Annotated in this window: 12 protein-coding genes; 3 read left to right on the forward strand and 9 right to left on the reverse strand. The window is 52.3% G+C overall.

Annotated features, from left to right (window positions below):
• Positions 1-275: 275 nt before the first annotated feature.
• From ACKPCT_RS08960 to ACKPCT_RS08970, 3 genes are all read right to left on the reverse strand, one after another.
• Complete coding sequence (locus tag ACKPCT_RS08960) at positions 276-2,420, reverse strand: methyl-accepting chemotaxis protein (protein WP_319569013.1); 2,145 nt, start codon at positions 2,418-2,420, stop codon at positions 276-278.
• 298 nt (positions 2,421-2,718) lie between these two features.
• Positions 2,719-4,650 (reverse strand): methyl-accepting chemotaxis protein, encoded by a 1,932-nt coding sequence (locus tag ACKPCT_RS08965; protein ID WP_319569014.1) that lies wholly within the window; start codon positions 4,648-4,650, stop codon positions 2,719-2,721.
• Positions 4,651-5,129: 479 nt separating this feature from the next.
• Positions 5,130-5,822: a response regulator transcription factor gene (locus ACKPCT_RS08970; RefSeq protein ID WP_090068246.1), complete on the reverse strand. Its 693-nt coding sequence runs from the start codon at positions 5,820-5,822 to the stop codon at positions 5,130-5,132.
• 419 nt (positions 5,823-6,241) lie between these two features.
• On the opposite strand from ACKPCT_RS08970, the gene ACKPCT_RS08975 reads away from it, so the two are divergent.
• The 3 genes from ACKPCT_RS08975 to ACKPCT_RS08985 all read left to right on the forward strand — a co-directional run bounded on the left by ACKPCT_RS08975 (position 6,242) and on the right by ACKPCT_RS08985 (position 13,476).
• On the forward strand, positions 6,242-7,684 hold the full coding sequence (locus tag ACKPCT_RS08975; RefSeq protein WP_090068244.1) for a helix-turn-helix domain-containing protein: 1,443 nt from the start codon (positions 6,242-6,244) through the stop codon (positions 7,682-7,684).
• Between the two features lie 318 nt (positions 7,685-8,002).
• Positions 8,003-10,696, forward strand: coding sequence for an aminopeptidase N (pepN, locus tag ACKPCT_RS08980; RefSeq protein WP_090068242.1), 2,694 nt, complete (start codon positions 8,003-8,005; stop codon positions 10,694-10,696).
• Positions 10,697-10,887: 191 nt separating this feature from the next.
• Positions 10,888-13,476, forward strand: a complete 2,589-nt coding sequence (locus tag ACKPCT_RS08985) for a PAS domain-containing sensor histidine kinase (protein WP_175527870.1) — start codon at positions 10,888-10,890, stop codon at positions 13,474-13,476.
• A 67-nt stretch (positions 13,477-13,543) separates the two neighbouring features.
• Here ACKPCT_RS08985 and ACKPCT_RS08990 read toward each other — a convergent pair whose 3' ends face one another.
• The 6 genes from ACKPCT_RS08990 to ACKPCT_RS09015 form a co-directional block, all read right to left on the reverse strand.
• Complete coding sequence (locus ACKPCT_RS08990) at positions 13,544-16,456, reverse strand: bifunctional [glutamine synthetase] adenylyltransferase/[glutamine synthetase]-adenylyl-L-tyrosine phosphorylase (protein WP_319569015.1); 2,913 nt, start codon at positions 16,454-16,456, stop codon at positions 13,544-13,546.
• Positions 16,457-16,583: 127 nt separating this feature from the next.
• Positions 16,584-18,098 carry a sensor histidine kinase gene (locus ACKPCT_RS08995; protein WP_090068236.1) on the reverse strand — a complete coding sequence of 505 codons (1,515 nt, stop codon included), beginning with the start codon at positions 18,096-18,098 and terminating at the stop codon, positions 16,584-16,586.
• Between the two features lie 77 nt (positions 18,099-18,175).
• A complete protein-coding gene (locus ACKPCT_RS09000; RefSeq protein WP_090068234.1) occupies positions 18,176-18,853 on the reverse strand; it encodes a response regulator transcription factor in 678 nt (225 codons plus the stop codon).
• A gap of 221 nt (positions 18,854-19,074) precedes the next feature.
• Positions 19,075-20,589, reverse strand: coding sequence for a Do family serine endopeptidase (locus ACKPCT_RS09005; RefSeq protein WP_090068231.1), 1,515 nt, complete (start codon positions 20,587-20,589; stop codon positions 19,075-19,077).
• A 352-nt stretch (positions 20,590-20,941) separates the two neighbouring features.
• Positions 20,942-22,207 (reverse strand): Hsp70 family protein, encoded by a 1,266-nt coding sequence (locus ACKPCT_RS09010; protein WP_090068228.1) that lies wholly within the window; start codon positions 22,205-22,207, stop codon positions 20,942-20,944.
• 214 nt (positions 22,208-22,421) lie between these two features.
• On the reverse strand, positions 22,422-22,943 hold the full coding sequence (locus ACKPCT_RS09015) for a cytochrome c-type biogenesis protein (RefSeq protein WP_319569405.1): 522 nt from the start codon (positions 22,941-22,943) through the stop codon (positions 22,422-22,424).
• Between the last annotated feature and the right edge of the window lie 36 nt (positions 22,944-22,979).

Below are 22,979 nucleotides of genomic sequence, written 5' to 3' on the forward strand. Positions count from 1 at the left end.
TCGGATACACAAAAGCCGCCGGAAAACCGACGGCTTGTTCCCAATTTTGATACACATAGTTCAGGGGTCAGCCGCCGTTATCGCGTCTGCCACCACCAACCAGAATTTTGTGCAGCAAATATCAACATAGTTCCGGTTTAGCTCATTTCTCCAGCCACGACAAGAGGGGAATGGAGCAACACCCTGTATGCCCAAAGAAAAGCGTACCCTCAGCCACAAAACAAAACAGGGCCCCATAAGGGCCCTGCTGATTGTCTTGATTTGGAGGCATGCACTCAAGCGCTTGCAACATTCTTCAGGAAGCTATCAACTTCGTTGCGAAGCTGGTCGGTGCGTTGAGCGACGTCGGAGGAACTCTTCTCAACTTCATCGACCGATTGCGTAGTCTGTGTAATGGAAACTGACAGGTCAGACATATTACCAGCCACCTGCTGGGTTCCGCTTGCAGCCTGAGCCACGTTGCGGCTGATCTCATAGGTAGCGCTGCCCTGCTCGTCGACAGCCAAGGAGATGGTCGATGTATATTCGTTGACCTTCTCCATGGTGTCGGCGATGCCCTGAATGGCAGACACAGCCTGATCGGTTGCGGCCTGAATGCCCTGGATCTGGGAAGAGATTTCCTCGGTTGCCTTGGACGTCTGGTTCGCCAGTTCCTTGACCTCGGCAGCAACAACGGCAAAGCCCTTGCCATGTTCACCGGCTCGTGCGGCCTCGATGGTAGCGTTCAGAGCCAACAGATTGGTCTGTTCGGCAATCGCCTGAATGAGGGAGACAACATCTCCGATCTTCTGGGCTGAATGGGAAAGACCGGAAACCGTCTCGGTGGTCTCACGAGTGGCGGCTGTTGCCTGATGAACCACTTGAGAGGTTTCATCCACCTGACGTTTAATTTCCTCGATCGAAGCAGATAGCTCTTCAGCAGCAGAGGCAACGGTCTGAACATTGCCGGAAGCTATTTCGGATGCAGACGCCGAGCTGTTGGCCTTGTCAGCGGTCTGATCTGCCACATCAGACAAGATCTTTGCAGCCCGCTGCATGTTTTCCATGTTGCCAGAGACGGTATTCAGCAGATCTGAGGAAGAGCTTCTGAAGCCATCGATCATCGTTTCAATCGCTTTTTGACGATTTTCACGAGCGATCTGTTCCTGATGAGACTGTTCCTGCAACTGTCGTCTTTCAAGAGCGTTGCTGCGCAACACTTCGACAGACCGGGTCAATTCGCCGATTTCATCCTTACGCTCTGCGCTTGGCAATTCAACATCCAGATTCTGATTGGCGATTTCCATCACACCCTGATTAAGCTGCTGAAGCGGTGCCAGAGAGCGGCGGATAAACCAGACAACGAGACCGGCCATCAACAACAGGCTGACAATACCAAGAACAAGCAAACTGTTCGTCAGATTGTTGGCAGGTTCCATGAGCTCATCATAAGACTGGTGGGTATAAACAGCCCAATGCTTGCCGAACACATCAACCGGCACAGAGATGGCCAGGGTCTTTTTGCCATTCACATCCACATCACCGGTTGCCACTGCACCCGCGAGGGTTTTGGCGACCAACGCGCTCTGAGTGCCGGAAAGCTGACCAGTAGAGTGTTGAGCAAAGTCAACTTGCTCCATATCGGAGGAAACGAGTTCCACCCCACCCGATTCACCCAAGCCACTTCTGTCGCTCAGAATGGTTGAGAACCGGCTGGTGTCAATTTCCAGAGCCACAGCACCAAGGGTAAGCCCCCATTTCGATGCCGGCCCGACCAGATAGCCAGAGATCTCACCATTATTCAGAATGAAGCCAGTGAAATTGAAACCTCTGATGACTTTCTTAGGATCTTCCATCGCAGACTTCAGGATCGGATTAATAGCCTCGGCGAGCTTGGGCTGGAAAGCACCTTTTGCCTTGATGTTTTTGCCATACTCATCCGTCTTCAGGTAAGAATAATACATGTCTCCGAACTTATCGAAGATCATCATGTCCTTGAAGATGTCGCCCTCAAGCAACTGCCCGACACTTTCCTGATACTTGGAATGCGCGGTGAGGTAACGATTGAAGTTTTCCTCACTTGGAATGTATTTGTACCGTTCCTTGGCGGAGTTGGGATTGTCTTCGATGAAGATCTTGCGCATTTCGGCAGACGCAGTGTCGCCTAGCGTTTTCCAACCACTCTGCATTTCGGTCGCAGCATTTTGTGTGGTGGTATGCGTCAACAGGGAAGCCATCTTCTCCTGTATCTGCTGGAAATAGACTTCCACTGTGCTGGTTTTCCCTCGCGCAGCGTTCAGAAGTGCATTTTCCGTAAGTTTCTTGGAGGTTTCCCCTCCCATCCAAGAAGCGACAAAGACGAACAAGGCAACGAGGATCGTTACCGAAACAACCATGATTGCGGGAATTTTGGTTGCGAGACGCTTGGGCAGTATCTGCATGTTATCCCTTAAACCTCCGAAATATCTGTCTGAGAGTTTTGGGCATCAAACTTATTTATTGGTAAACTCTAGGAAATTTAGACAATCTTTGCGGGAAAACTTTTGTACACACTCTAAAATAAAACAAAATTTCATTAGGCTGGTAAATTTCGCAGTTTTTGCTCATTCATAACCCATTCCCTTGGGCAAACGATAAACCCCAAAGAAACAAAAAAGAAAAACGGGGCTCGTTTTGGCCCCGTTTTGTGCATTCTTAGTTTTACCCAACCGTAAGTTTATTCGGTCTCAAGCGAGATTTTTATGCTTCAGCAACACTTTTCAGGAAGCGGTCCACTTCGCTTCTGAGTTGATCAGTCTGATCAGCCACTGACTGGGCACTCACCTCGACTTGTCCGACAGACTGAGTCGTCTCCGAAATGGAGAGAGACAAGTCAGACATATTGCCAGCGACCTGCTGGGTACCACTCGCAGCCTGTGCAACATTCTCACTGATTTCGTAGGTCGCGCTGCCCTGCTCTTCCACGGCCTGGGAGATACTCGCCGTATACTGGTTCACCTGTTCCATCGTTTCGGCGATGCCCTGAATAGCCTGCACCGCCTCCTGCGTGGATGCCTGAATATCCTGTATCTGGCTACCGATCTCCTCGGTTGCCTTGGACGTCTGGTTTGCGAGTTCCTTAACCTCGGCTGCGACCACTGCGAATCCACGTCCGTGCTCACCGGCACGTGCCGCTTCGATGGTTGCATTGAGGGCCAGGAGATTTGTCTGTTCGGCAATCGCCTGAATCAGAGAGACCACATCGCCGATCTTCTGGGCAGCATGAGACAGGCCGGAAACTGTTTCCGTGGTATGGCGGGTGGCATCTGTTGCCTTATTGACGACACCGGAGGTCTCGGTTACCTGACGCTTAATCTCTTCAATGGAAGCAGAAAGCTCTTCGGCGGCAGAGGCGACCGTCTGCACATTGCCCGACGCCACCTCGGAAGCCGACGCAGAGCTATTTGCCTTGACCGCCGTCTGGTCGGCGATTTCAGCGAGTACCTCGGCGGTTTGATGCATGCTGTCCATATTGGCGGACACTTCATTGAGCATTTGCGAAGACGACGCTCTGAAGGCATTGATCAGATCTTCAATGGCCCGCTGGCGCTTGGCACGGGCATCTTGTTCCACCTCGCTTTGCTGTTGCAACTGACGCCGCTCAAGTGCGCTATCACGCAGAATCTCAACAGAATGGGTCAGTTCGCTGATCTCATCACCATGATTGACGTTGGGCAGATCCACTTCATAATTGCCTTTGGCGATTTCCATAACGCCCCCATTGAGCTTCTGAAGAGGAGCCATGGACGAACGGACAAAGAGCAACCCAGCGCCGCCCATAAGAAGCAGCAGCACCAAACCGGCCATAAGCATCGTATTGGCTTGCTCGCGCGATGGCGCCAACAGCTCTTCATAGCTCTGTTTGGCGATCACAACCCACTTGGTGCCAAGCACAGTCATCGGCACCGCAATCGCACGATCCTCTTCGCCATCCAACACCACATCCCCAGAAGAGACCGAACCGTTGAGCGCCTGTGAAGCGACGCTGGAAAGCGACTGTGGCAACTCCGAAACCGTATTCTGGCTAAGACTGATTGCCTGAAGATCAGAGGAAACGAGCGCGATTGAGCCCGTACGTCCAAGTCCGGATGGATCGGACATAATATTGGCCAGCGTACCCGTATTGACCTCAAATGCGACCGCCCCGAGGATCTTGCCCCATTTGAGCACCGGAGCAACCATATAGGCGGTCACACGTCCGTCAGCTTCGATAAACCCGGTAAAGCTATCACCGCCATAGGTGGCTTTCGGATCGTCATTGGCAAGTTTGATGATCGGAGCAATCTGCTTTTCCAGAATAGCGGGCATGACACCGGCTTCGCTCACGTTCCGGCCAAACTCTTTGCCCTTACGGTAACTGTAATAAACATTCCCCTCCTTGTTCACGAGGATCATGTCACGAAACAGATCTCCGGCAAGCAGCGCGCTGACCCGCTCCTGATGCTTGCCATGAATTTTATTGTAGTAGATCGAGCCATCTACCCCGGCGGCAAGCTTATAGCGCTCGTCAGCACTGTTGGGATTGTTGTCGATGAAGATCTGACGCAATGTCTTGGAAGCGTTTTCCTTAAGAACACTCCAGCCGCCGTTCAGTTCAGTTGCAGCATCAGCAGTCGTTGTGTGCGAAGCCATGTCTTTTAGCTTGTTTTCCAGCTGAGACATATAGACTGTGACAGTACTAGCGCGCCCCTTTGCAGCATTCATAAGAGCCGTTTCGGTCAATCTTACAGATGTGGATTCCCCCTTCCACATCGCAAGCACAACTAAAACAGCAACCGTCATCGTTATTGAAGAAAATAAGATTATAGGTATTTTTAACGATAGTCGTTTTGGAAGAAGTTTCATAATGATCCCCACTGTTTATCTGTTTTGATCATAATTTGACTTTTCCACGTTTCTGAATCGTAAATTTAACCTCGCAAAGCCCGTCAGACCCATCAATAATACTGAATGAAGTTTGGGCAATTGTTCATTTTTGTATCAAATACGTTCAAAATACCAGATTCACAAAAAACGGGGCGTACTAAGTACACCCCGTTTTTGGAAACAAACTTATATATTCAGATATCTACATCGACTCAACCAAGAAAAGGCGCTCTTTACTTGCGTCTTTACATCATGCGATTGGCAATCGCGACGGCTTGCGTTCGACGATAGCAGTTGAGTTTTTTGAGGATCAAAGAAATATGATGTTTGACGGTCGCCTCTGTCAGCCCCAATTCATAGGCGATCTGCTTGTTAAGCAGGCCATCACGCAGATAACGCAGAATGGTCATCTGTTTGGGCGTCAGATTGGCTAGCTTGGAATAGAGACCGGAACGTTCGAGCACTTCTTCGCTTTCCGCCACGATATATTCATCCGAAATCCCGGACTTGATACGCTTGGAAATGGAACGAAGCTCTGAAACCGAGGCCGTCTTGTAGATGACCCAGTCAGCGCCGTTGCCCAGAGCATAATGGGCCAGACCATCATCTGTGTGGTCGCAAATCAGAACGAGGCGCGCGTGCTTGTAAGCTTTGCGAACATCATTCAAAGCGGCAGAGCCGCGGCTGCTTGTGGCGTCCAGATTGAGCACCAGCAAGGTGTCTTCTCTATCCGGAGCTGCACTGAGAAGCTGTTCAAGCCCCGCACAATCCAGCACCGGAGTATATTCACGTTTGATACCCAGCATGTTCAGCAGGCATTCTGTAAAGATAGGATGCGGTTCGGCTAAGACGACAGTGCGGTATGTGACAGAGCCCTGTTCGGCTGAATGTCCCAATCCGCGACGCACCTCGCCTCCAATATCGTCGAGCAGCAGCATAATCTCTCCCCCTTGTGTCGGTCCTTGAGAATTGAATCGCTTTGCCGACACTGGCCCTATTGCCAATGAATACAGAGGAAATCTACCTTGGGGCTTGGTCGAGATGGTTTGGCCTCCCTGCCGAAACACATCTTGCCCCGCAAATGAGTAATATTGCCCAATTTTGACAACTTCACTCCGAAAAAGACGCCTTAGTCACCGGAATTCTTTTTCGCCACCCTTTTACTCCAGACCAAAAGGGATTGATTTTATTGAGATTTTCCTCCGACTCCTAGCCGAAAGGCCAGTGACTGGATGGCATTTGAATGGAGATACGCAAGTTTGTCAATGAAAGGCTTGATTCTATTGAGTAAATTTGCGAATGTTTTTGCAAACATTTTTTTGCAAATTGCAAATCTTGCAAACACAGAGAGAGCGTCATGGCTGAAAAACTATTCGTTGGTCCAAAAGTGCGAACCTTGCGCGAAAGCCATGGCCTGACACAGGCAACATTTGCCGAACGCATCGGCATTTCAACATCTTATCTGAACCAGATCGAGAATAACCAGAGGCCTTTAACCGCTCCTGTACTGCTCTCGCTCAGCCACAATTTCAATCTTTCCCTCAACGACTTCGCCTCAGCGGACACAAATCGCGTACTCGCAGACCTCAAGGAGGCCCTGGCAGAGCCTTTGTTCCGCGACACCAATCCTGGTCTGCAGGAATTGAAGATGGCGACATCAAACTCTCCCTGGCTCACACAGGCCTTTTTGACGCTGCATCAAGCCCATAGACGCGCCAACGAACGCCTTATGGTAATGGATGATGCGCTCACTGCACAGTCATACGAAGGGGCTGATCGGGCGATTTTGCCCTATGAAGAAGTAAGAGACTATTTTCACTATCACGACAACTATATCGATGAACTCGATCTGGCAGCAGAAGACCTAGCACGCAGGCATGGCCTGCTTGAGGGCAACCGGTTAAGTCAGTTTCAGGCCTATCTGGAAGATCGCCATGCTGTGCGCGTGCGCCTGACTGAAAACCCCGCAAATGACCAGACTCTGCGCCGTTTTGACGAAGAAAACCGTATTCTCAATCTCAATGGATCACTGGATTCCGCGTCCCTCTCCTTCCTGCTGGCGCATCAGATCGCAATCATGGAATATAGGGATCTGATCGACGCTCGCGTCAGCAAGGCCAACCTGCGCAGCGATGCTGCAGAAGCGATCGCTCGCCTCGGGCTGGCCAACTATTTTGCGGGCGCACTCTGCCTACCCTATCAGAGGTTCCTTGAGGTTGCGCGCGAAACGCGGCATGACATAGACCGCATGCGCCACCATTTTGGCGCTTCGCAAGAACAGATATGCCATAGGCTTTCTTCCATGCAGCGGCCCGGAGCACGGGGGGTTCCCTTCTATTTTCTGCGCGTGGACAGGGCGGGCAATGTTACCAAACGCCACTCGGCAACACGTTTCCAGTTTGCCCGTTTTGGCGGCGCTTGTCCGCTTTGGAATGTGCATGAAGCGTTCGAGGCTCCAGGGCGTTTTCTGGTGCAAGTGGCTGAAATGCCTGACGGAATCCGCTATCTATGTGTTGCAACCAGCATCACCAAGCTTGGCTCTGGCTATCATGCCCCCGTGCGCAGATATGCGATTGGGCTTGGTTGTGAGCTCTCTTATGCAGATGAAGTCATCTATTCCGATGGGCTCAATCTCAAGAGTGATGCCGGCATCACTGAAATCGGTGTTTCCTGCCGCATTTGCGAGCGCCAAAAGTGCCATCAGCGCGCCGCGCCGCCAGTTGATCGACGCTTGATCGTCAATCCGCACTTCCGCCAATTTGTGCCGTTTGAACTGGCCAACAGCCATAGCGATGAATAAAGGCAATTACGCAGGTTTCATGGAGAGTTGCGCATTTTCCCTGAATGTATCGTTACAAATTTGTCAATGATTGCACAACATTATGCACTTGCATCATGGCTGCATTGCACGAAAGTTTAATCCACAGTAATCTTGTAAAGTTTGCAAAAGTGCCCTTCCCAAAGCTGCATGCCACCCTATCTACACCCTAAGGATACATTTGTTGTATCGCATCGGTTGCAGGCAAAACTGCACCATGTATCTAACTTGCTTTTGCAACAGGGTCGCAGATAGGCTGAATGGCACTAGCAATTTTCTTCTCGATTAAGAAGTTTTGATATGTCCCAAGATAATAGCGTCGTACGACTTGAAGACTACATCCCTACGCCCTACTCGATTGATCACGTTTCCCTGACGGTTCGGCTGGACCCGCTTGAAACGTTTGTGACATCGACCTTGTCGATTGCCCCAAGAGAAGGAGGCTCCGAGGAAGCGGCGCTCACACTGGATGGTGATGATCTCGTTTTTGTTTCGGCGCGCCTGAATGGTGACGTGCTTGAGGATAGTGCCTACAGCGCCTCTGACGAGCAGTTCATTCTGAAAAATCCGCCGCAAGAGGCTTTCACTCTAGAACTGGTGACAAAGCTCGCTCCGCAAAAAAATACCCAGCTTATGGGGCTGTATCGCTCCAATGGCGCCTATTGCACCCAATGCGAAGCCGAAGGCTTCCGCCGCATCACCTATTTCTATGATCGTCCAGACGTGCTGAGCGTATATGACGTACGGATAGAAGCCCCTGTCGAGGTAAAATATCTGTTGGCGAACGGTAACCTTGTCGATAGCGGCACCATGTCTACCCCAGAAGGTTACCCAGAAGATCAGCTCTGGCATTATGCCTGTTGGCAGGACCCCTTCCCCAAGCCCTCCTACCTGTTTGCGCTTGTAGCAGGCGATCTGGCGCGTGTGGAAGATCGTTTTGTCACCCGATCCGGCCGCGACATCACGCTGCATATATATGTAGAGCATGGCAAGGAAGATCGGGTTGATCACGCCATGGACTCGCTCAAGCGCTCCATGAAGTGGGACGAAGATGTGTTTGATCGCGAATATGATCTCGACATTTTCATGATCGTTGCCGTATCCGACTTCAACATGGGGGCCATGGAGAATAAGGGGCTCAATGTCTTCAATGACAAATACGTGCTGGCAAAACCCGAAACCGCCACAGACACCGACTATGCGCTGATCGAAGGCGTAATCGCGCATGAATATTTCCATAACTGGACGGGCAACCGGATCACATGTCGCGACTGGTTCCAGCTGTGCCTAAAGGAAGGTCTAACTGTTTTCCGCGATCAGGAATTCTCGTCCGACATGCGCTCTCGTCCTGTGAAACGCATTTCGGATGTGCAGCAACTGCGCGCACGTCAGTTCCCCGAGGATAGCGGTCCCCTCGCCCATCAGGTGCGGCCTGAGGTCTATTCCGAGATCAACAACTTCTATACCTCGACTGTCTATGAAAAAGGCGCAGAGGTTTGCCGGATGCTGGAAACTTTGCTCGGCAAGGAAGGCTTCAAGGCTGGGCTCGATCTCTATTTTGATCGTTTCGATGGCCAAGCCGTCACGATTGAAGATTTCATCGCCTCCTTCGAAGAAGCCTGCTCGGTCGATCTCTCACAGTTTGCCCTCTGGTATCGTCAGGCGGGCACGCCGGATCTCGTTGCCACTTATTCCTATGATGCTGCGCGCGAGCAGTTATCTCTTTCCATTGAGCAGTCCTGTCCGCCAACTCCCGGCCAGCCGACCAAGAAGGTCATGCATATTCCGGTCCGTTTCGGGCTCGTTGGGCGTGATGGCAGTCCCGTTGGCTTTACATCGGTGATCGATGCGAACTCAGGTCAGGAAATCGGAAAATCCGATTGTACCGTTTTGGAGATCCGTGAACGCCAGCATAAATTTATTCTGACCGGCGTTAGCAAGGATGCAATCCCGTCGCTCTTGCGGGGCTTTTCCGCTCCGGTGCATCTGCGGACAAACCTAACCCATGATGACTATCTTTGCCTGATGGGACACGACACGGACCCGTTCAATCGCTGGGAAGCAGCGCAGTTCATTCTGATGGACCATCTGGTGCAACAGACACGCGCCTTGCAGGCTGGAGCAAATACGTCATCTCATGCGCTGGATGACAGCATTCTGGAGGCGCTTAAGGCCTGTCTCATGGATGACAGTCTCGAACATGCTTTCCGTGCGCAACTGCTCCAGCTTCCCATCGAATCCGACGTTGGTCGCGAAATCGGCCATGATGTGGATCCTGACGCCATTCATCGAGCACGGGAAAGTCTGCGTCATGCCCTTTCGACTGCCTTGGGGGATAGTCTCATTGATCTTTACAAGGCGCTGGACGACAAGGACACCAGCTTCCGGTCCGACGCTTCTTCTGCGGGACGACGCGCCTTGCGAAACGGACTGCTTGATCTGGCTCTGGCTCGCAAGGAAGAGGCTATATCCGATCTGGCAGTGGCGCATTATCACAACGCGACCAATATGACGGATCGGTTTGCTGCACTCGCCAGCCTGACACGCAATGAAATGCCAGCCGCCAATGCACTGCTGGATGCTTTCCACGCTGAATTCACAAATGATGCACTGGTTATCGACAAGTGGTTATCTTTGCAGGCCTCCGCACCACAAGAGGAAACATTGCAACGGGTCAAGGATCTGCTTTCCCATCCATCCTTCTCGATGAACAACCCGAACCGGGTACGCTCGCTCATCGGGGCCTTTGCCATGAACAATCAGGTACAGTTCAATCGCAAGGATGGAGAAGGGTTTAAGCTGGTTGCTGATATCATCATCGAACTGGACAAATCCAACCCACAAACGGCCGCTCGACTGGCCAACAACTTCCGTTCATGGAAGGCGCTGGAGCCTGACCGACAGGGACAGGCCAAGAAAGAGCTTCTGAGAATCGCAAATACCGAGAGCCTATCGAAAGATGTTGCTGATATCGCAAATCGGTGCTTGCAATGATCAAAACGCCCTGAGTCTTTAACAGAATCAGGCATTTCCCAAAGTGCAATTAGGTTTGTTAACCTCTTGTTAACCAAAAAATTCGCACGGGACTCTAGACAAACACTCCGAGGTCGATTCAAATGAGTTCGACTTCGGAGATGCGGCAAACCTCCGAGAAATTGATAAAAACAGATTCAAGGAGGTCGGGTATGACGCAGGCGGGCATAGCCAGCGCGCCCAAGGAGGCAAGATTCAGATTATTCGGAGCAACACCGAATGGTCACGAGCCTCATGTATCCGGCCCGGCCCGCCTTTTGGCTGATCCTTCCTATTTCCAGCGTGTCCGCGAAGAGCCTTGGCTGCGTCGTATTATCCCGGCTGTCATTCTCGTTTTCATCACTATTGTTGGCGTCATGCGCACCGATGATCTGCTTGGTGAACGTGAAGAGATCCAAGCCACTTCCAGTCAGCAATTGCAGCTGATAGCAGCTTTGGTAACCGAGCGCGTAGCGCGACAGCTTGACATGTTCGCCCAAAACCTCAGCGCGGCTTCTGCTTCATCGGCAACCGGACCTCAGTCAAGCAGCGCCCCTTCTGTTGCTTCAACAGCGTCTGAAACGGAAAAACCAACCGAAGCAGAAGTCGAGTATGCCGGCGAAGGGTTTAGCTCAACGGCGAACACAGCGAGCCGCCCGAGCAAGGAGATGCTCCAGAGCTGGCTTGAAGAAGCCATGCCCACCACGGAGATTTCCGCCAACTATCAGATTTATCAAACGGATGCGACTGGCATGATCGTCGCGTCCATTCCGACGCTCACAAATGATATGCGCAAGACGCAAATCGATCTTCTGGGGCGTGCTCAGGTCTTTTCAACCATTGGTGCGAGCGCCGGTGTGTTTGATGTCACCACAAGTGACAAGAAGGATGCTTTGGCGACGGTTCATCATCTGGGCGGTGGTCGTGGTGCGATCACCGTTTTGGTGCCGACCGATGAGCTGTTCAATGGATGGCGCGCCGATGTTACGCGTAATGCCATCATCTTTGTCATGATGAGTGCGATCATCCTTCTGGTTGTCTACGCCTTTTTCAGTCAAGGAGCCCGCGCCAGAGAAGCGGACAGCATCTTCGAAGCCACTGTGCAGCGGATGGATGCGGCCTTGCGCCACTCCCGCTCCGGCCTCTGGGACTGGGATCTTGGCAATGGCCACATCTATTGGTCTCCTTCCATGTTTGATCTGCTTGGCATGGAGCGGTCCGACGAGCTTCTCAGCTTTGCAACCATCAACGAGCGCATGCATCCTGAGGATGGCAATCTGCATCAGCATGTGCAGGATTTGCTTTCCTCGGAACAATCTATGATGGATCGCCGGTTCAGAATGCGCCATGAAGATGGCCGTTGGATCTGGATTCAGATCCGCGCAGAGCTTACCGTCTCTCCCAAAGATCGGCTGCATCTGATGGGCGTTGTCATGGATGTTTCCCAGCAAATCGAGCAAGCCGAGAATGACAAGCTGGCCGACATTCGCCTCAGAGATGCCGTGGACACCATTTCAGAAGCCTTTGTTCTTTGGGACAAGGACAGCAAGCTCGTGCTCTGCAACAAACCTTACCGGACACTTCACAATCTGCCAGAGAATGAAGAAATTATCGGGCGCAGCTATAATGAGATCATGGATAGCGGGCAGCCGCATGTTATCGACATTGAAGATGACAATGACATTGATGAAAGCCAAATCCTGCTTGATCGGGTAAGTACGTCACCGAAGGCCGCGCGCAGCTACAAGGTTCAACTTGCCGATGGCCGCTGGCTGCAGATCAGCGAGAGACGCACTCGTGATGGCGGCTTTGTGTCGGTGGGAACGGATATTTCCAATCTCAAACTGCAAGAGCAGCGCCTGCTGGAAAGCGAGCAGCAGCTCATTGCATCGGTATCCGACCTTAGAAAATCTCGACAGACTCTGGAAATGCAGGCTCAGCAATTGGTGGTCCTTACCGAACAATATGCCAAGGAAAAAGAGAATGCCGAGATTGCCAATCGCGCCAAATCTCAGTTCCTTGCCAATATTTCCCACGAATTGCGCACCCCGCTCAACGCCATCATCGGCTTTTCCGAGGTCATGAAGCAGGAGATCTTTGGCGAGCACTCAACGCACAAATACAAGGACTATTCCAAGGACATACATTCAAGCGGCTCCTACCTTCTAGGCCTAATTGACGACATTCTGAACATGTCCCGTCTAGAAGATGGAGAAGTGGATCTCAAGCCCTCGGATCTTGATCTTGCTTCCCTCGTCAGGGAAACTTACGAGAGCAGCATTGACGAGAAGGCTAAGAACCGTCAGCTGACGTTGAAGGATGAACTGCCTGACACGCTTCAGGCCTATGCAGACCTCAATCTGATTGAACAGGTTCTGCTCAACCTGCTCGACAATGCGGTTAAATTCTCCAAGGAAGGTGGCCAGATAGCGCTAAGGGGGGAAACCAAGGATGGCTACAGTTATCTGACCATTTCAGACACAGGCGTTGGCATACCGCAGGACGCGATTGATCGCATGGGCAGCCCGTTTGAACAGGTGCAAAACCAGTTTACCAAGAGCCACAAGGGCTCCGGTCTGGGCTTGTCCATCTCGCGCACAATTATCTGCCTTTCCGGCGGGACGATGAAGATCCGCTCCCGAATTGGTCAGGGTACACGCATAACCATTTGTCTGCCGAGCAAAGTGCGTGGCGTTACGCCTGATATGGCAACGCTGAGCCAGACCAAACACCCTCAGCAATTGAGCGCAACCACCCATTAGAGCGCAACAGCAATCGGATGTGACGCGACCAACCATCGAGGCCGCATCAAACAGGTTGCTGTCTTGTCTAGTCCCTGCCTTCTTCCACTGGGCCAACCAGTCGAACAAAGCAGGCTCTTGTATCGATCTGGAATTCCGAAAGCGTCTCTTCGAGGCTTCTCATATCGATCTCTTGCGAGGCTCGCACAACCACATCTTTCAGCGCTGCGGCAGCCTTGTTGGGATCGAAACTCTCGGACAGGCACACGCGCAGAATTTGAGTCACATCGTGGTAAAGCCGAATGGCTGGCAACAGGATATCGGCGTCCGCATTGTTAACCAGACCTCTATCCACGCAAAGGCGCAGGCTTTGGGCTGTGCTGGTGTGCAAGATCTCAGGATGCTTATGGGCATGCATAAGCTGAAGACCTTGGGCAATGAATTCCACATCCACCAAACCGCCGGGAATCTGCTTGATATTCCAGATGTCGGACGTGCGCTTCTCCCGCTCGATCCGCGCACGCATCTGCGCAATATCACGCTTTATATCTTGCTCGTCCCTTTGGCGAGATAGGATTGAAACAATTTCCTGCCGCACCTTTTTACAAAAACCATCATCGCCGGCAATGATCCGAGCCCGCGTAAGTGCCATATGCTCCCATGTCCAGGCATCGGAGGTGTGATAGCTCCTGAAGGATTTGAAAGAGGTTGCGAGAGGACCGGAGTTACCGGAAGGCCTCAGGCGGAAATCCACCTCGTACAGATCCCCTTCTGCGGTTGGCGCCGAGAGCGCCGTGATAAGGCGTTGGGTGAGCCGTGCATAATATTGACTTGCTGCGAGGGGCTTTTTGCCATCGGAATATTTGGCATCCTCATCAAAATCATAGATTAACATGAGATCGAGGTCTGACGATGCGGTCATCTCGCGCCCGCCCAGCTTGCCCATGGCGATCACAGCAACCTGCCCGCCCGGCATCTTGCCATGGCGTTCTTCAAGTTCCTTTTGGGAATGTTCTAGCATATGCCGAATGATGACACCGGCCAGCATGGCATACGCGGCCCCGGCCTGAGAGGCCGAAATGATCCCCATAAGAATGCGCACACCGATTAGGAACAATTGCTCCTGTCCGAAAATCCGGGCTGAATCTAGCGCATCTTCAAAACAAGTCGCTTCAGACAACACCTTTTGCAGCTGAGCATCCAGATAGTCCCGCTCCAGAATGTCGCCCAGAAAAGCCGGATCAAGGAGTGCATCGATCACCCGCGGACGACGCCCCATGGTGCGGGCGAGACGCGGCGCGGCGCCGAGAATAATGATCAGGGTTTCAAACAGCTGCGGATTGTTGCGTAGCAGGGAGAAGACCTGCACTCCTGATGGCAATGCCTTCAGAAAGGCATGAAACGACAGGAAGGATGTATCCGGGTTGTCCGTCTTGCCAAGAGCGGCCAATAGGTCGGGCGTAAACTCTGTCAAGCGTTCCCGCGCCTTGGCTGAGCGCATGGCCGGATAGCGCCCGAAATGCCAACTGCGAACAGTATTGATGACCTCCTTGGGATTCTGAAAGCCCATTTCGGTCAGCGTTTCAATTGTGCTGGGGTCGTAGTCCTCGCCGGTGAAGACAAGGTTACCTCCCCCTTCAGCGCCCAAAGCTTGCTCTTCCTTGAAGAGATTGGAATAATGCCCCTGCACGCATTCCAACGTGTCGCGCAGATCATGTTTGAAGGCATCGACAGAAGCATAGCCCATCATACGGCCGATTTGTGCAACGCCATCATCGCTTTGGGGCATCATGTGGGTCTGCTCGTCGCGTTGCATCTGAATGCGATGCTCAACTTTGCGCAGGAATTCGTAGCATTGGCTCAACTCATCCCGCGCGCGCTCTGAGATCCACGTCAGACCGACAAGCTCGGACAGCATAGGAATGGTCTCCCGACCTCGCAAATCCGGATTACGCCCCCCAGCGATGAGCTGCTGGGTTTGGACGAAAAACTCGATCTCGCGAATGCCGCCCCGTCCCAGCTTCACATTATGACCATTGATCGCGACTGAGCCATGGCCCTTGTGGGCGTGGATCTGGCGCTTGATGGAATGCACGTCGGCGAGCGCTGCATAATCGAAATATTTGCGCCAGATAAAGGGGGTAATTTCATGCAGGAATGCATCTCCGGCAGCAATGTCACCTGCACATGGGCGCGCCTTGATCAAGGCAGCTCGTTCCCAGTTCTGGCCCATGCTCTCATAATATTGCAGCGCCGCCAGGATCGCCACAGCAGGAGGCGTTGAGCCCGGATCGGGACGCAGGCGCAGATCGGTTCGGAACACATAGCCATCCGCCGTTCTCTCCTGCATGATCTTGACTAGTTGTCGGGTGAAGCGCACATAGGTGCGGTTCATTTCGTAAGGATCATCGCAACAGCCACTTGTGGAGTCATAAAGGATGATCAGATCGATATCGGATGAATAGTTGAGCTCGCCAGCGCCATGTTTGCCCATGGCAAGCGCAACGAAGCCGCATTCCAGCTCAGGGTCATCTGGATGGGGCAATGTGACCTTGCCGCGACGGTGATAATCGCGCAGCACAAAGCGTAACGCGCCGCGTAGCGTTGCGTCTGCGATTTTCGTCAAGGCATTGGTGACCTGCTTTACGCTCCACAATCCTGCCAGATCGGCCAACGCAATGGTCAGAGCGGCATCCTGCTTGATAAGACGCAGATGACGCATCACAGATGCTTCACTTTCCTGTATTTCATCAATGGCGCTTGCAGCCAAGGCATCAATGCGCTCACCGGCGGACTGACCGAGAATGTCAGAAAGCCTTTTGGGCTTTTGCACCATCAGATCGCGCAAAAATGAAGATGTGCTGCAAATACCAGCCAGCAGGCCTTTCAGCGGCTCCTGCTCAAGGGCAGCATAGAGAGTTGAGACTTCGCCTTCAGCTTCAGGATCACTTTTTTGCAGCTTCTGGCAACTTTCCAGCAACATGGACAGTTGCTCATCCAAGTCCCCCTCTTGCGGAAGAGCTTTTGCCTCCAGCCAAAAAGCGTTAACGCCTTTCCTGTTTTGTGCGGCACTCATTGTCTCTCCCCTTCTCTCAGCGGCAAGGCTGATCTATTCGCGTGCGTGTCGGTCAATCGCTTTCTTGTGCCACTTTATCCGCAACGGCTCTCTCGTCCGGCGGAAAATGGATGGAGAAAACGAGACCTGGTTCATTGTCACCAAGCTCTATATGTGCCTCATGCAGGCTTGCAACGGCATTAACAAGACTGAGCCCTAACCCCGAGCCCGGTTGGCTACGACTTTTATCGAGCCTTACGAAACGCTGCAAGACACGCGCCCGATCCTCCTTGGCAATCCCCTGCCCATTGTCCGCAATTGTCAAAATAATCGGGCGTGGGTCGTTCGCATCGCCATTTTCGGGCTTTTCTCCCTTGCGTTTAACCGAGATATGGATCCGAGCGACATCGGGAAGTGTCCCGCTGCCATCTTTAGCGCTCTTTTCGCGTTGTTCGGCAACATGGCGTACGGCATATTTCAAGGCATTGTCGATAAGATTGGCCACAGCTTGGCTAACCAGCTCACGATTGCCACGGATGAGACACTCTGCCTCGGCTTCCCATGTCAAAACCGCACCCTCATCCTCGGCGACAGGTTCATAGAGTTCTGACATATCGGAGGCGATTGCCCCGATATCCAACGCACATTTTTCTATCTGGGTAGATTTGGCTTCCACACGGGCAATACGCAGAAGAGCATCGAAGGTGCGGATCAGGGTATCGGATTCCTCAAGCGTCTGTTCCAGTGCTTCGCGATAGCTCTCGCTATCGCCACTCTCTGAAGCCAGCGTCACCTCTACCCTGTTGCGCAGCCGCGTTAGCGGGGTCTTCAAGTCATGGGCGATATTATCGGAGACTTCCTTGAGCCCCTTCATCAGCATTTCGATGCGCGAAAGCATAGTGTTGAGATTTTCCGAAAGGCGATCGAACTCATCGCCAGCCTGCGTCACCGGCAGGCGTTCATCCAGCTGTCCACGCATGATATTACCGGAGGCTTCTGCAATGGCATCAATGCGCTTGAGCACCTTGCGCGAAACGAACATCCAAGACAGCAGCGCCAAGACGATCATCAGAATGGCAGAAACGATGAAGGCCTGCTCCACCACCTTGCGGAAGATCTCACGCTCACCGACATCGCGCCCGACAAGCAGCCTATACCCGCCGAACATCTCGTAAACACTGACAACGGCGTTATATTCCTTGCGCTCAGGTTCGCCCAAACGCTGATAGGGCACGGATTGTTCCAGCGCTCCACGCTCATCCAGAACCCACTTTGGCAATGCTGCAACATTGCCCGCCACATAATGCCCACGACTATCGGTCACCAGATAGAGGCTGGCACCTGGGCGTCTGGATCGTTCTTCGATGACCTTGACCAATCCGGGCATGCCACCGGAGCGATATTGCTCAACCAGCCCCCGCACCTCGGCCTCAATGGTCGAGTTGAGCTGGCGCGTCATCAAAAGTTGGGTATTGAGGGAAATATAGACGATCAGGAAAATCGCGAAGATAGAGAAAATGATCAAATAGATCGCGCTCAGCTTGAAAGCTGTTGTGCGCATTGTCTTGTTGATCGATCCAAGCGACATTCACGCTCCTGAAGGATGGGGCTCATCCGGCCTAGCGGGAAAACCAAGCCCAGCCGAAGAGATAGATAAAAGGAAAATCAATCAGGCTCGCGCAGGCTGTATCCAGAACCGCGCACGGTCTGCAACAGTGCTGGGTCAAACCCCTTGTCGATCTTTGCGCGCAAACGGGAAATGTGCACGTCAATGACATTTGTCTGCGGGTCGAAATGATAATCCCAGACATTTTCAAGCAACATAGTGCGGGTGACCACCTGACCGGCATTCTTCATAAGATACTCAAGCAGCCGAAATTCGCGCGGCTGCAAAAGGATGCTTTCCCCTGCCCGTTTGACGGTATGAGACAGGCGATCAAGTTCCAGATCAGCGACGCGGTAGGTCGTTTCCACCTCACCGGGGTTGCGTCTTCGGGCCATGACTTCAATCCGCGCCAACAACTCGGTAAAGGCATAGGGCTTGGTGAGATAGTCATCCCCGCCAGCCCTCAGGCCCGTTACGCGGTCGTCCACTTCGCCAAGAGCCGAGAGGATCAAGACAGGGGTTTCATCCCCCTCCGCGCGTCTTTGTTCAATGATGGAGAGCCCGTCGCGCTTGGGCAGCATGCGATCTATGATCATCACGTCATAGCCGCTTTTGGCAGCCATATCATAGCCCTGATCGCCATCGGCGGCATGCTCACAATGATGCCCAGCCTCTTTGAGGCCCTTGGCAAGATAGGCGGCTGCCTCAATATCGTCTTCAATGATCAGGATACGCATAATCTGCCTCGTTGCTTCTGGCTAGTCCACCTTGCTCGCAGCTTCGTAACAGAGCTCCAAACCTGTGCTATTGACTGGTCTAGAGGATTATAGCGGTCTTTGCCATTCAGCAAAGGTCGTTTGAGAGGAAAAGTCTGCCAAATCACAGGCTTGCAAAGCGGAAGGTAAGAAGGGAGCTAGTATGCCCCCCTCCTTGTCGTTCATATTTGTTTGTCTTGGCCCTATTTCTTAAGAGGCAGCCCGACAAAACGGATGCCAGCATCGGTCTTGATACGCATCAGGATGGTTTTGCGGCCATTGTCTTTAGCAGCCTCGACCCCATTCTTCACGTCATCAATGCTTTTGACCTGCTTACCGCCCACGGACTGGATGACATCACCGCGGGAAAGCCCCTTGTCAGCAGCAGGCCCATCGGGATCAACGCTCGTAATCACCAGCCCTTCATCGCCTGGCTGCAAGTTCATGCCAAACTCATCAAGCTCTGCCGGTGCGGCAGGCTGCTGAGGCGATGCCCCGCCAGCGCTGGACGCAGTTTCTTCAGGATAGGTTCCAAGATGAACCGTCAGCTTGATTTCCTTGTCTTCGCGCCAGATAGTCAGTTCGACATCGGATTCCGGATCGGCACGACCAATATGGCGGGCCAGTTCGCGGGTGTTTTTGACCTCGTCACCATCGACAGCAAGGATCACATCGCCAACCTTGACACCAGCCTTGAACGCAGGTGCAGTCTCATCGGTGCTGGTGACCATGGCGCCGGAAGCATCTGCTAGGCCGAGGCTATCGGCAATATCTTCGGTCACATTCTGGATATGAACACCGAGCCAGCCGCGTTTGACTTTACCACCATGCTGCAGATCATTGATCACGTCTTTCGCAACGCCAGCAGGAATAGCAAAGGCGATACCAACGTTGCCGCCAGACGGAGAGTAGATGGCGGTGTTGATGCCGATCACCTCACCATTGAGGTTAAAGGTCGGGCCACCGGAGTTCCCCTTGTTCACCGCAGCGTCGATTTGAATGAAGCTCTCATAGTTCTTGGCACTGATATCACGACCATCTGCTGAGATGATACCGGCTGTGACCGTTCCACCAAGACCGAACGGGTTGCCGACAGCCAGAACCCATGAACCGACAGCTGGCAGATTGTCGGCGAACTTCACATATTTGAACTTGCGATCCGGATCCTTGACCTTCAGCAGAGCAAGGTCGGACTTCTCATCGGAGCCAACGAGATCAGCATCAAGTTTGGTGCCATCATCCATGACGAGAACAAATTCTACGCCCTTGTCGACGACATGGTGGTTGGTCACAACATAACCGTCTTCGGAGATGAAGAAGCCGGATCCCTGTGCCTGAGCATAGTGTGGAACAGCACGTTTCTTATCCTCATTCCCCTGCTCATCTTCATCGCCAAAACGACGGAAGAAACGGTTGAACGGGTGATCCTTTGGCAGATCCTTGAATTCCGGAAAACCAGGAATCGAGAAATTCTGAATGTTCTGCGGTTCAATTTCGGTCTTCACCTGCACAGACACCACAGCAGGTTTAACCGCTTTCACCACATTGGAAAAATCGACAGGCTGCGCAGGTGCTGTCACCTGAACCGGTTCTGCATTGGCTGCAGGCTGGCCGGTTATCAGGGTTGGAACAGTGGCTCCAGCGACAACGCCCAGACACAGGGCGGATGCCAACAAGGTGGACTTTACTGACACATTTTTGAACTTGGATTTGGTCATCAAGGGTCTCCGCTCATTTCTGCTCTGGCGCCCATCATGGCAGGGGTCAGAGTATCCTAGTGAATTGTTTCATTCTTTTCAAAGTCACAAAGCGCTGGCTGTTCTGAACAAGAGCCGCGCTCATTGCGCTTGATTGCGATACCTCGATTTATATGGGGCAAAATTGGCCAGATGCGAGCCATTTGAATTAAAGATGCGTAATGTTGAAGAAGTGTATTTTCACAAACAAAATCATACACTTATAATATTTCATGCAAATGACTATCAAAAATCCGTTACCCCGCCGACGAAGTGCAGACACATTTGGGCACTCTTTTGCCACATTTCTTATGCGAATACGCAGATCAATGCCCTAGGAAAATCGTCTCTGCGCCTCCAGCGCCAGACCGATTCCAACTGATCCAAAGGCATCCCCTTCAATGATTTGGGCGTTCGGGACCATAGCTGTAAGGCTTTGCCTTATATAGGGAACTTTGGTAGAGCCGCCCGTTAGAAAGACAGCAGAAATCTGCTCTCCATCAAGTGAGGCCAGTTTGAGCGCCTCTGAAATTGTGCGTTTGATACGCTCAGTTCCATCGTCCAGACTATCAATCAGATCTGCTCGGGAAATGGACGCTACGAGATCACGCTCAATAAAGGTCAGAGGCAATTCTGTCTCTTCTTGATCCGAGAGGGTCACTTTGCTGCTTTCGACAGAAAGAGCCAGCCTGTGACCTTCACGCAATTCAAGCAGTTGGAGCAACCGATCAAGCAAATGAGGCTCCTTTGCCTCCTTGCGCAAATAGCGCAACTCGCTATGCGTCTTGTGATCGTAGAGGAAGTTGATTTTCTGCCATGTCGCCAAGTCATGATAATAGCCGACCGGCATGAGACGGCCTTCCTTGAGCATAGGGCTCTGATAGCCCAGCAATGGCATAACGCGGGAGAGTGAAAGCCAGCGGTCGAAATCCGTTCCACCAATATGGACACCGGTATTGGCCAAAATCTGATTTCTGGAGTTGTCTGACTGTTTATCGAGATCGCCCGGCAAGACCTTCAAAATCGTAAAGTCGGAGGTACCACCACCAATATCGATGATAAGCGCGATTTCCTCTCGCTCGGCAACCTGCTGAAAGTCTCGCGCGGCGGCTACCGGTTCATATTCGAACTCGACGTCGGTAAAACCGATATCCTGCGCAATGGCGCGCATGGTCTGCTCGGCTTCCTTGTCTGCATCAGGGTTGTTATCAACGAAAAAAACCGGGCGCCCCATGACAACGTGCGTGAGATTATCATCAAGAAGCACTTCTGCCTTGGCTTTCATATGGCTAAGAAAAAGTCCAAGGACAGCGGTAAAGGGTTTGCGCTCCCTCCCCACCATGGTGAATTCCTGCATGGTGGGTGTACCAAGGATTGATTTAAGCGCCCGCATCATGCGCCCTTCTCCGCCTTCCAGATAGGTCTGGATGGCATCGCGCCCGAAATGGACGCCATGCTCTTCAAAGTCAAAGAAAAGAGCAGAAGGAATAGTGACATTGTCGCCTTCTACAGGAACAAGTTCAACCTTTTCTTGTCGAAAGAGACCCAATGTCGAGTTTGATGTTCCAAAATCCAGCCCACAGAAAATCGGTTTCGCCATCGTCTCATCCTTCTTCGCGTCATCACTCAAACAAACAGGCACCCGAGATTATTCGTCCGGGCGCCTGAGCAGGCGGGAGTAGCATGAAGTGGATGGATTTAAAAGGAGATTTTACGGCTATCGACCGGTTCAATGCTGGAAAGGAGGATTGGCGATGAGAACTGCATGAACGAATGGTGGGCTGGCGACCATCGCGTCTGAATATTGAGACGCATCAAGCTTTCTCATCGTCAGAAAGGATCGCGTTCAGCCGTTCCTGTTCTGCCTCACTCAGATGGTTTTTGCCTTCAACCTCTGCTTTTTGCGCGATCATCCGGTTGCGTCGGTAAAAGAGGAAGATTGCCATCACACCCAAGATGAGCACCAAAGGGCCGAACGCCCAAAGCAACAAGTTCTTGGAAGAGAATGTCGGTTTGAGCAGAACGAACTCGCCGTAACGATCAACCAGAAAGCTTTTGACCTGCTGGTCCGTATCTCCCTTTGAAAGGCGCTCGCGCACGAGAATGCGCAAATCACGAGCCAAGGGAGCATCGGAATCATCGATTGACTGATTTTGGCACACCAGACATCGCAGCCCTTCTGAAATATCGCGAGCGCGCGCTTCCAGTTTGGGGTCTTCCAACATTTCGTCCGGTTTAACAGCGAACGCCGGCCCTGTCGCCAACTGAAACGAAAGAGCCAACAGAAGCGCAGCAAACAACCGATAAACCACTCGGGGCTGGAGAGAAAATGTCATCATTCCGAATCCTCTATTCTTCATATAACACCCAAG

Source organism: Cohaesibacter marisflavi (assembly GCF_963665895.2).
Taxonomy (GTDB): Bacteria; Pseudomonadota; Alphaproteobacteria; order Rhizobiales; family Cohaesibacteraceae; genus Cohaesibacter; species Cohaesibacter marisflavi.

Bases quoted from the DNA above. Each gene is read 5' to 3' on its own strand.
- pepN (WP_090068242.1), top strand. From the start codon at position 8,003: ATGTCCCAAGATAATAGCGTCGTACGACTTGAAGACTACATCCCTACG.
- ACKPCT_RS08995 (WP_090068236.1), bottom strand. From the start codon at position 18,098: ATGTCGCTTGGATCGATCAACAAGACAATGCGCACAACAGCTTTCAAG.
- ACKPCT_RS08960 (WP_319569013.1), bottom strand. From the start codon at position 2,420: ATGCAGATACTGCCCAAGCGTCTCGCAACCAAAATTCCCGCAATCATG.
- ACKPCT_RS09000 (WP_090068234.1), bottom strand. From the start codon at position 18,853: ATGCGTATCCTGATCATTGAAGACGATATTGAGGCAGCCGCCTATCTT.
- ACKPCT_RS08965 (WP_319569014.1), bottom strand. From the start codon at position 4,650: ATGGCTTCGCACACAACGACTGCTGATGCTGCAACTGAACTGAACGGC.
- ACKPCT_RS09010 (WP_090068228.1), bottom strand. From the start codon at position 22,207: ATGGCGAAACCGATTTTCTGTGGGCTGGATTTTGGAACATCAAACTCG.
- ACKPCT_RS08985 (WP_175527870.1), top strand. From the start codon at position 10,888: ATGACGCAGGCGGGCATAGCCAGCGCGCCCAAGGAGGCAAGATTCAGA.
- ACKPCT_RS09005 (WP_090068231.1), bottom strand. From the start codon at position 20,589: ATGACCAAATCCAAGTTCAAAAATGTGTCAGTAAAGTCCACCTTGTTG.
- ACKPCT_RS09015 (WP_319569405.1), bottom strand. From the start codon at position 22,943: ATGACATTTTCTCTCCAGCCCCGAGTGGTTTATCGGTTGTTTGCTGCG.
- ACKPCT_RS08970 (WP_090068246.1), bottom strand. From the start codon at position 5,822: ATGCTGCTGCTCGACGATATTGGAGGCGAGGTGCGTCGCGGATTGGGA.
- ACKPCT_RS08975 (WP_090068244.1), top strand. From the start codon at position 6,242: ATGGCTGAAAAACTATTCGTTGGTCCAAAAGTGCGAACCTTGCGCGAA.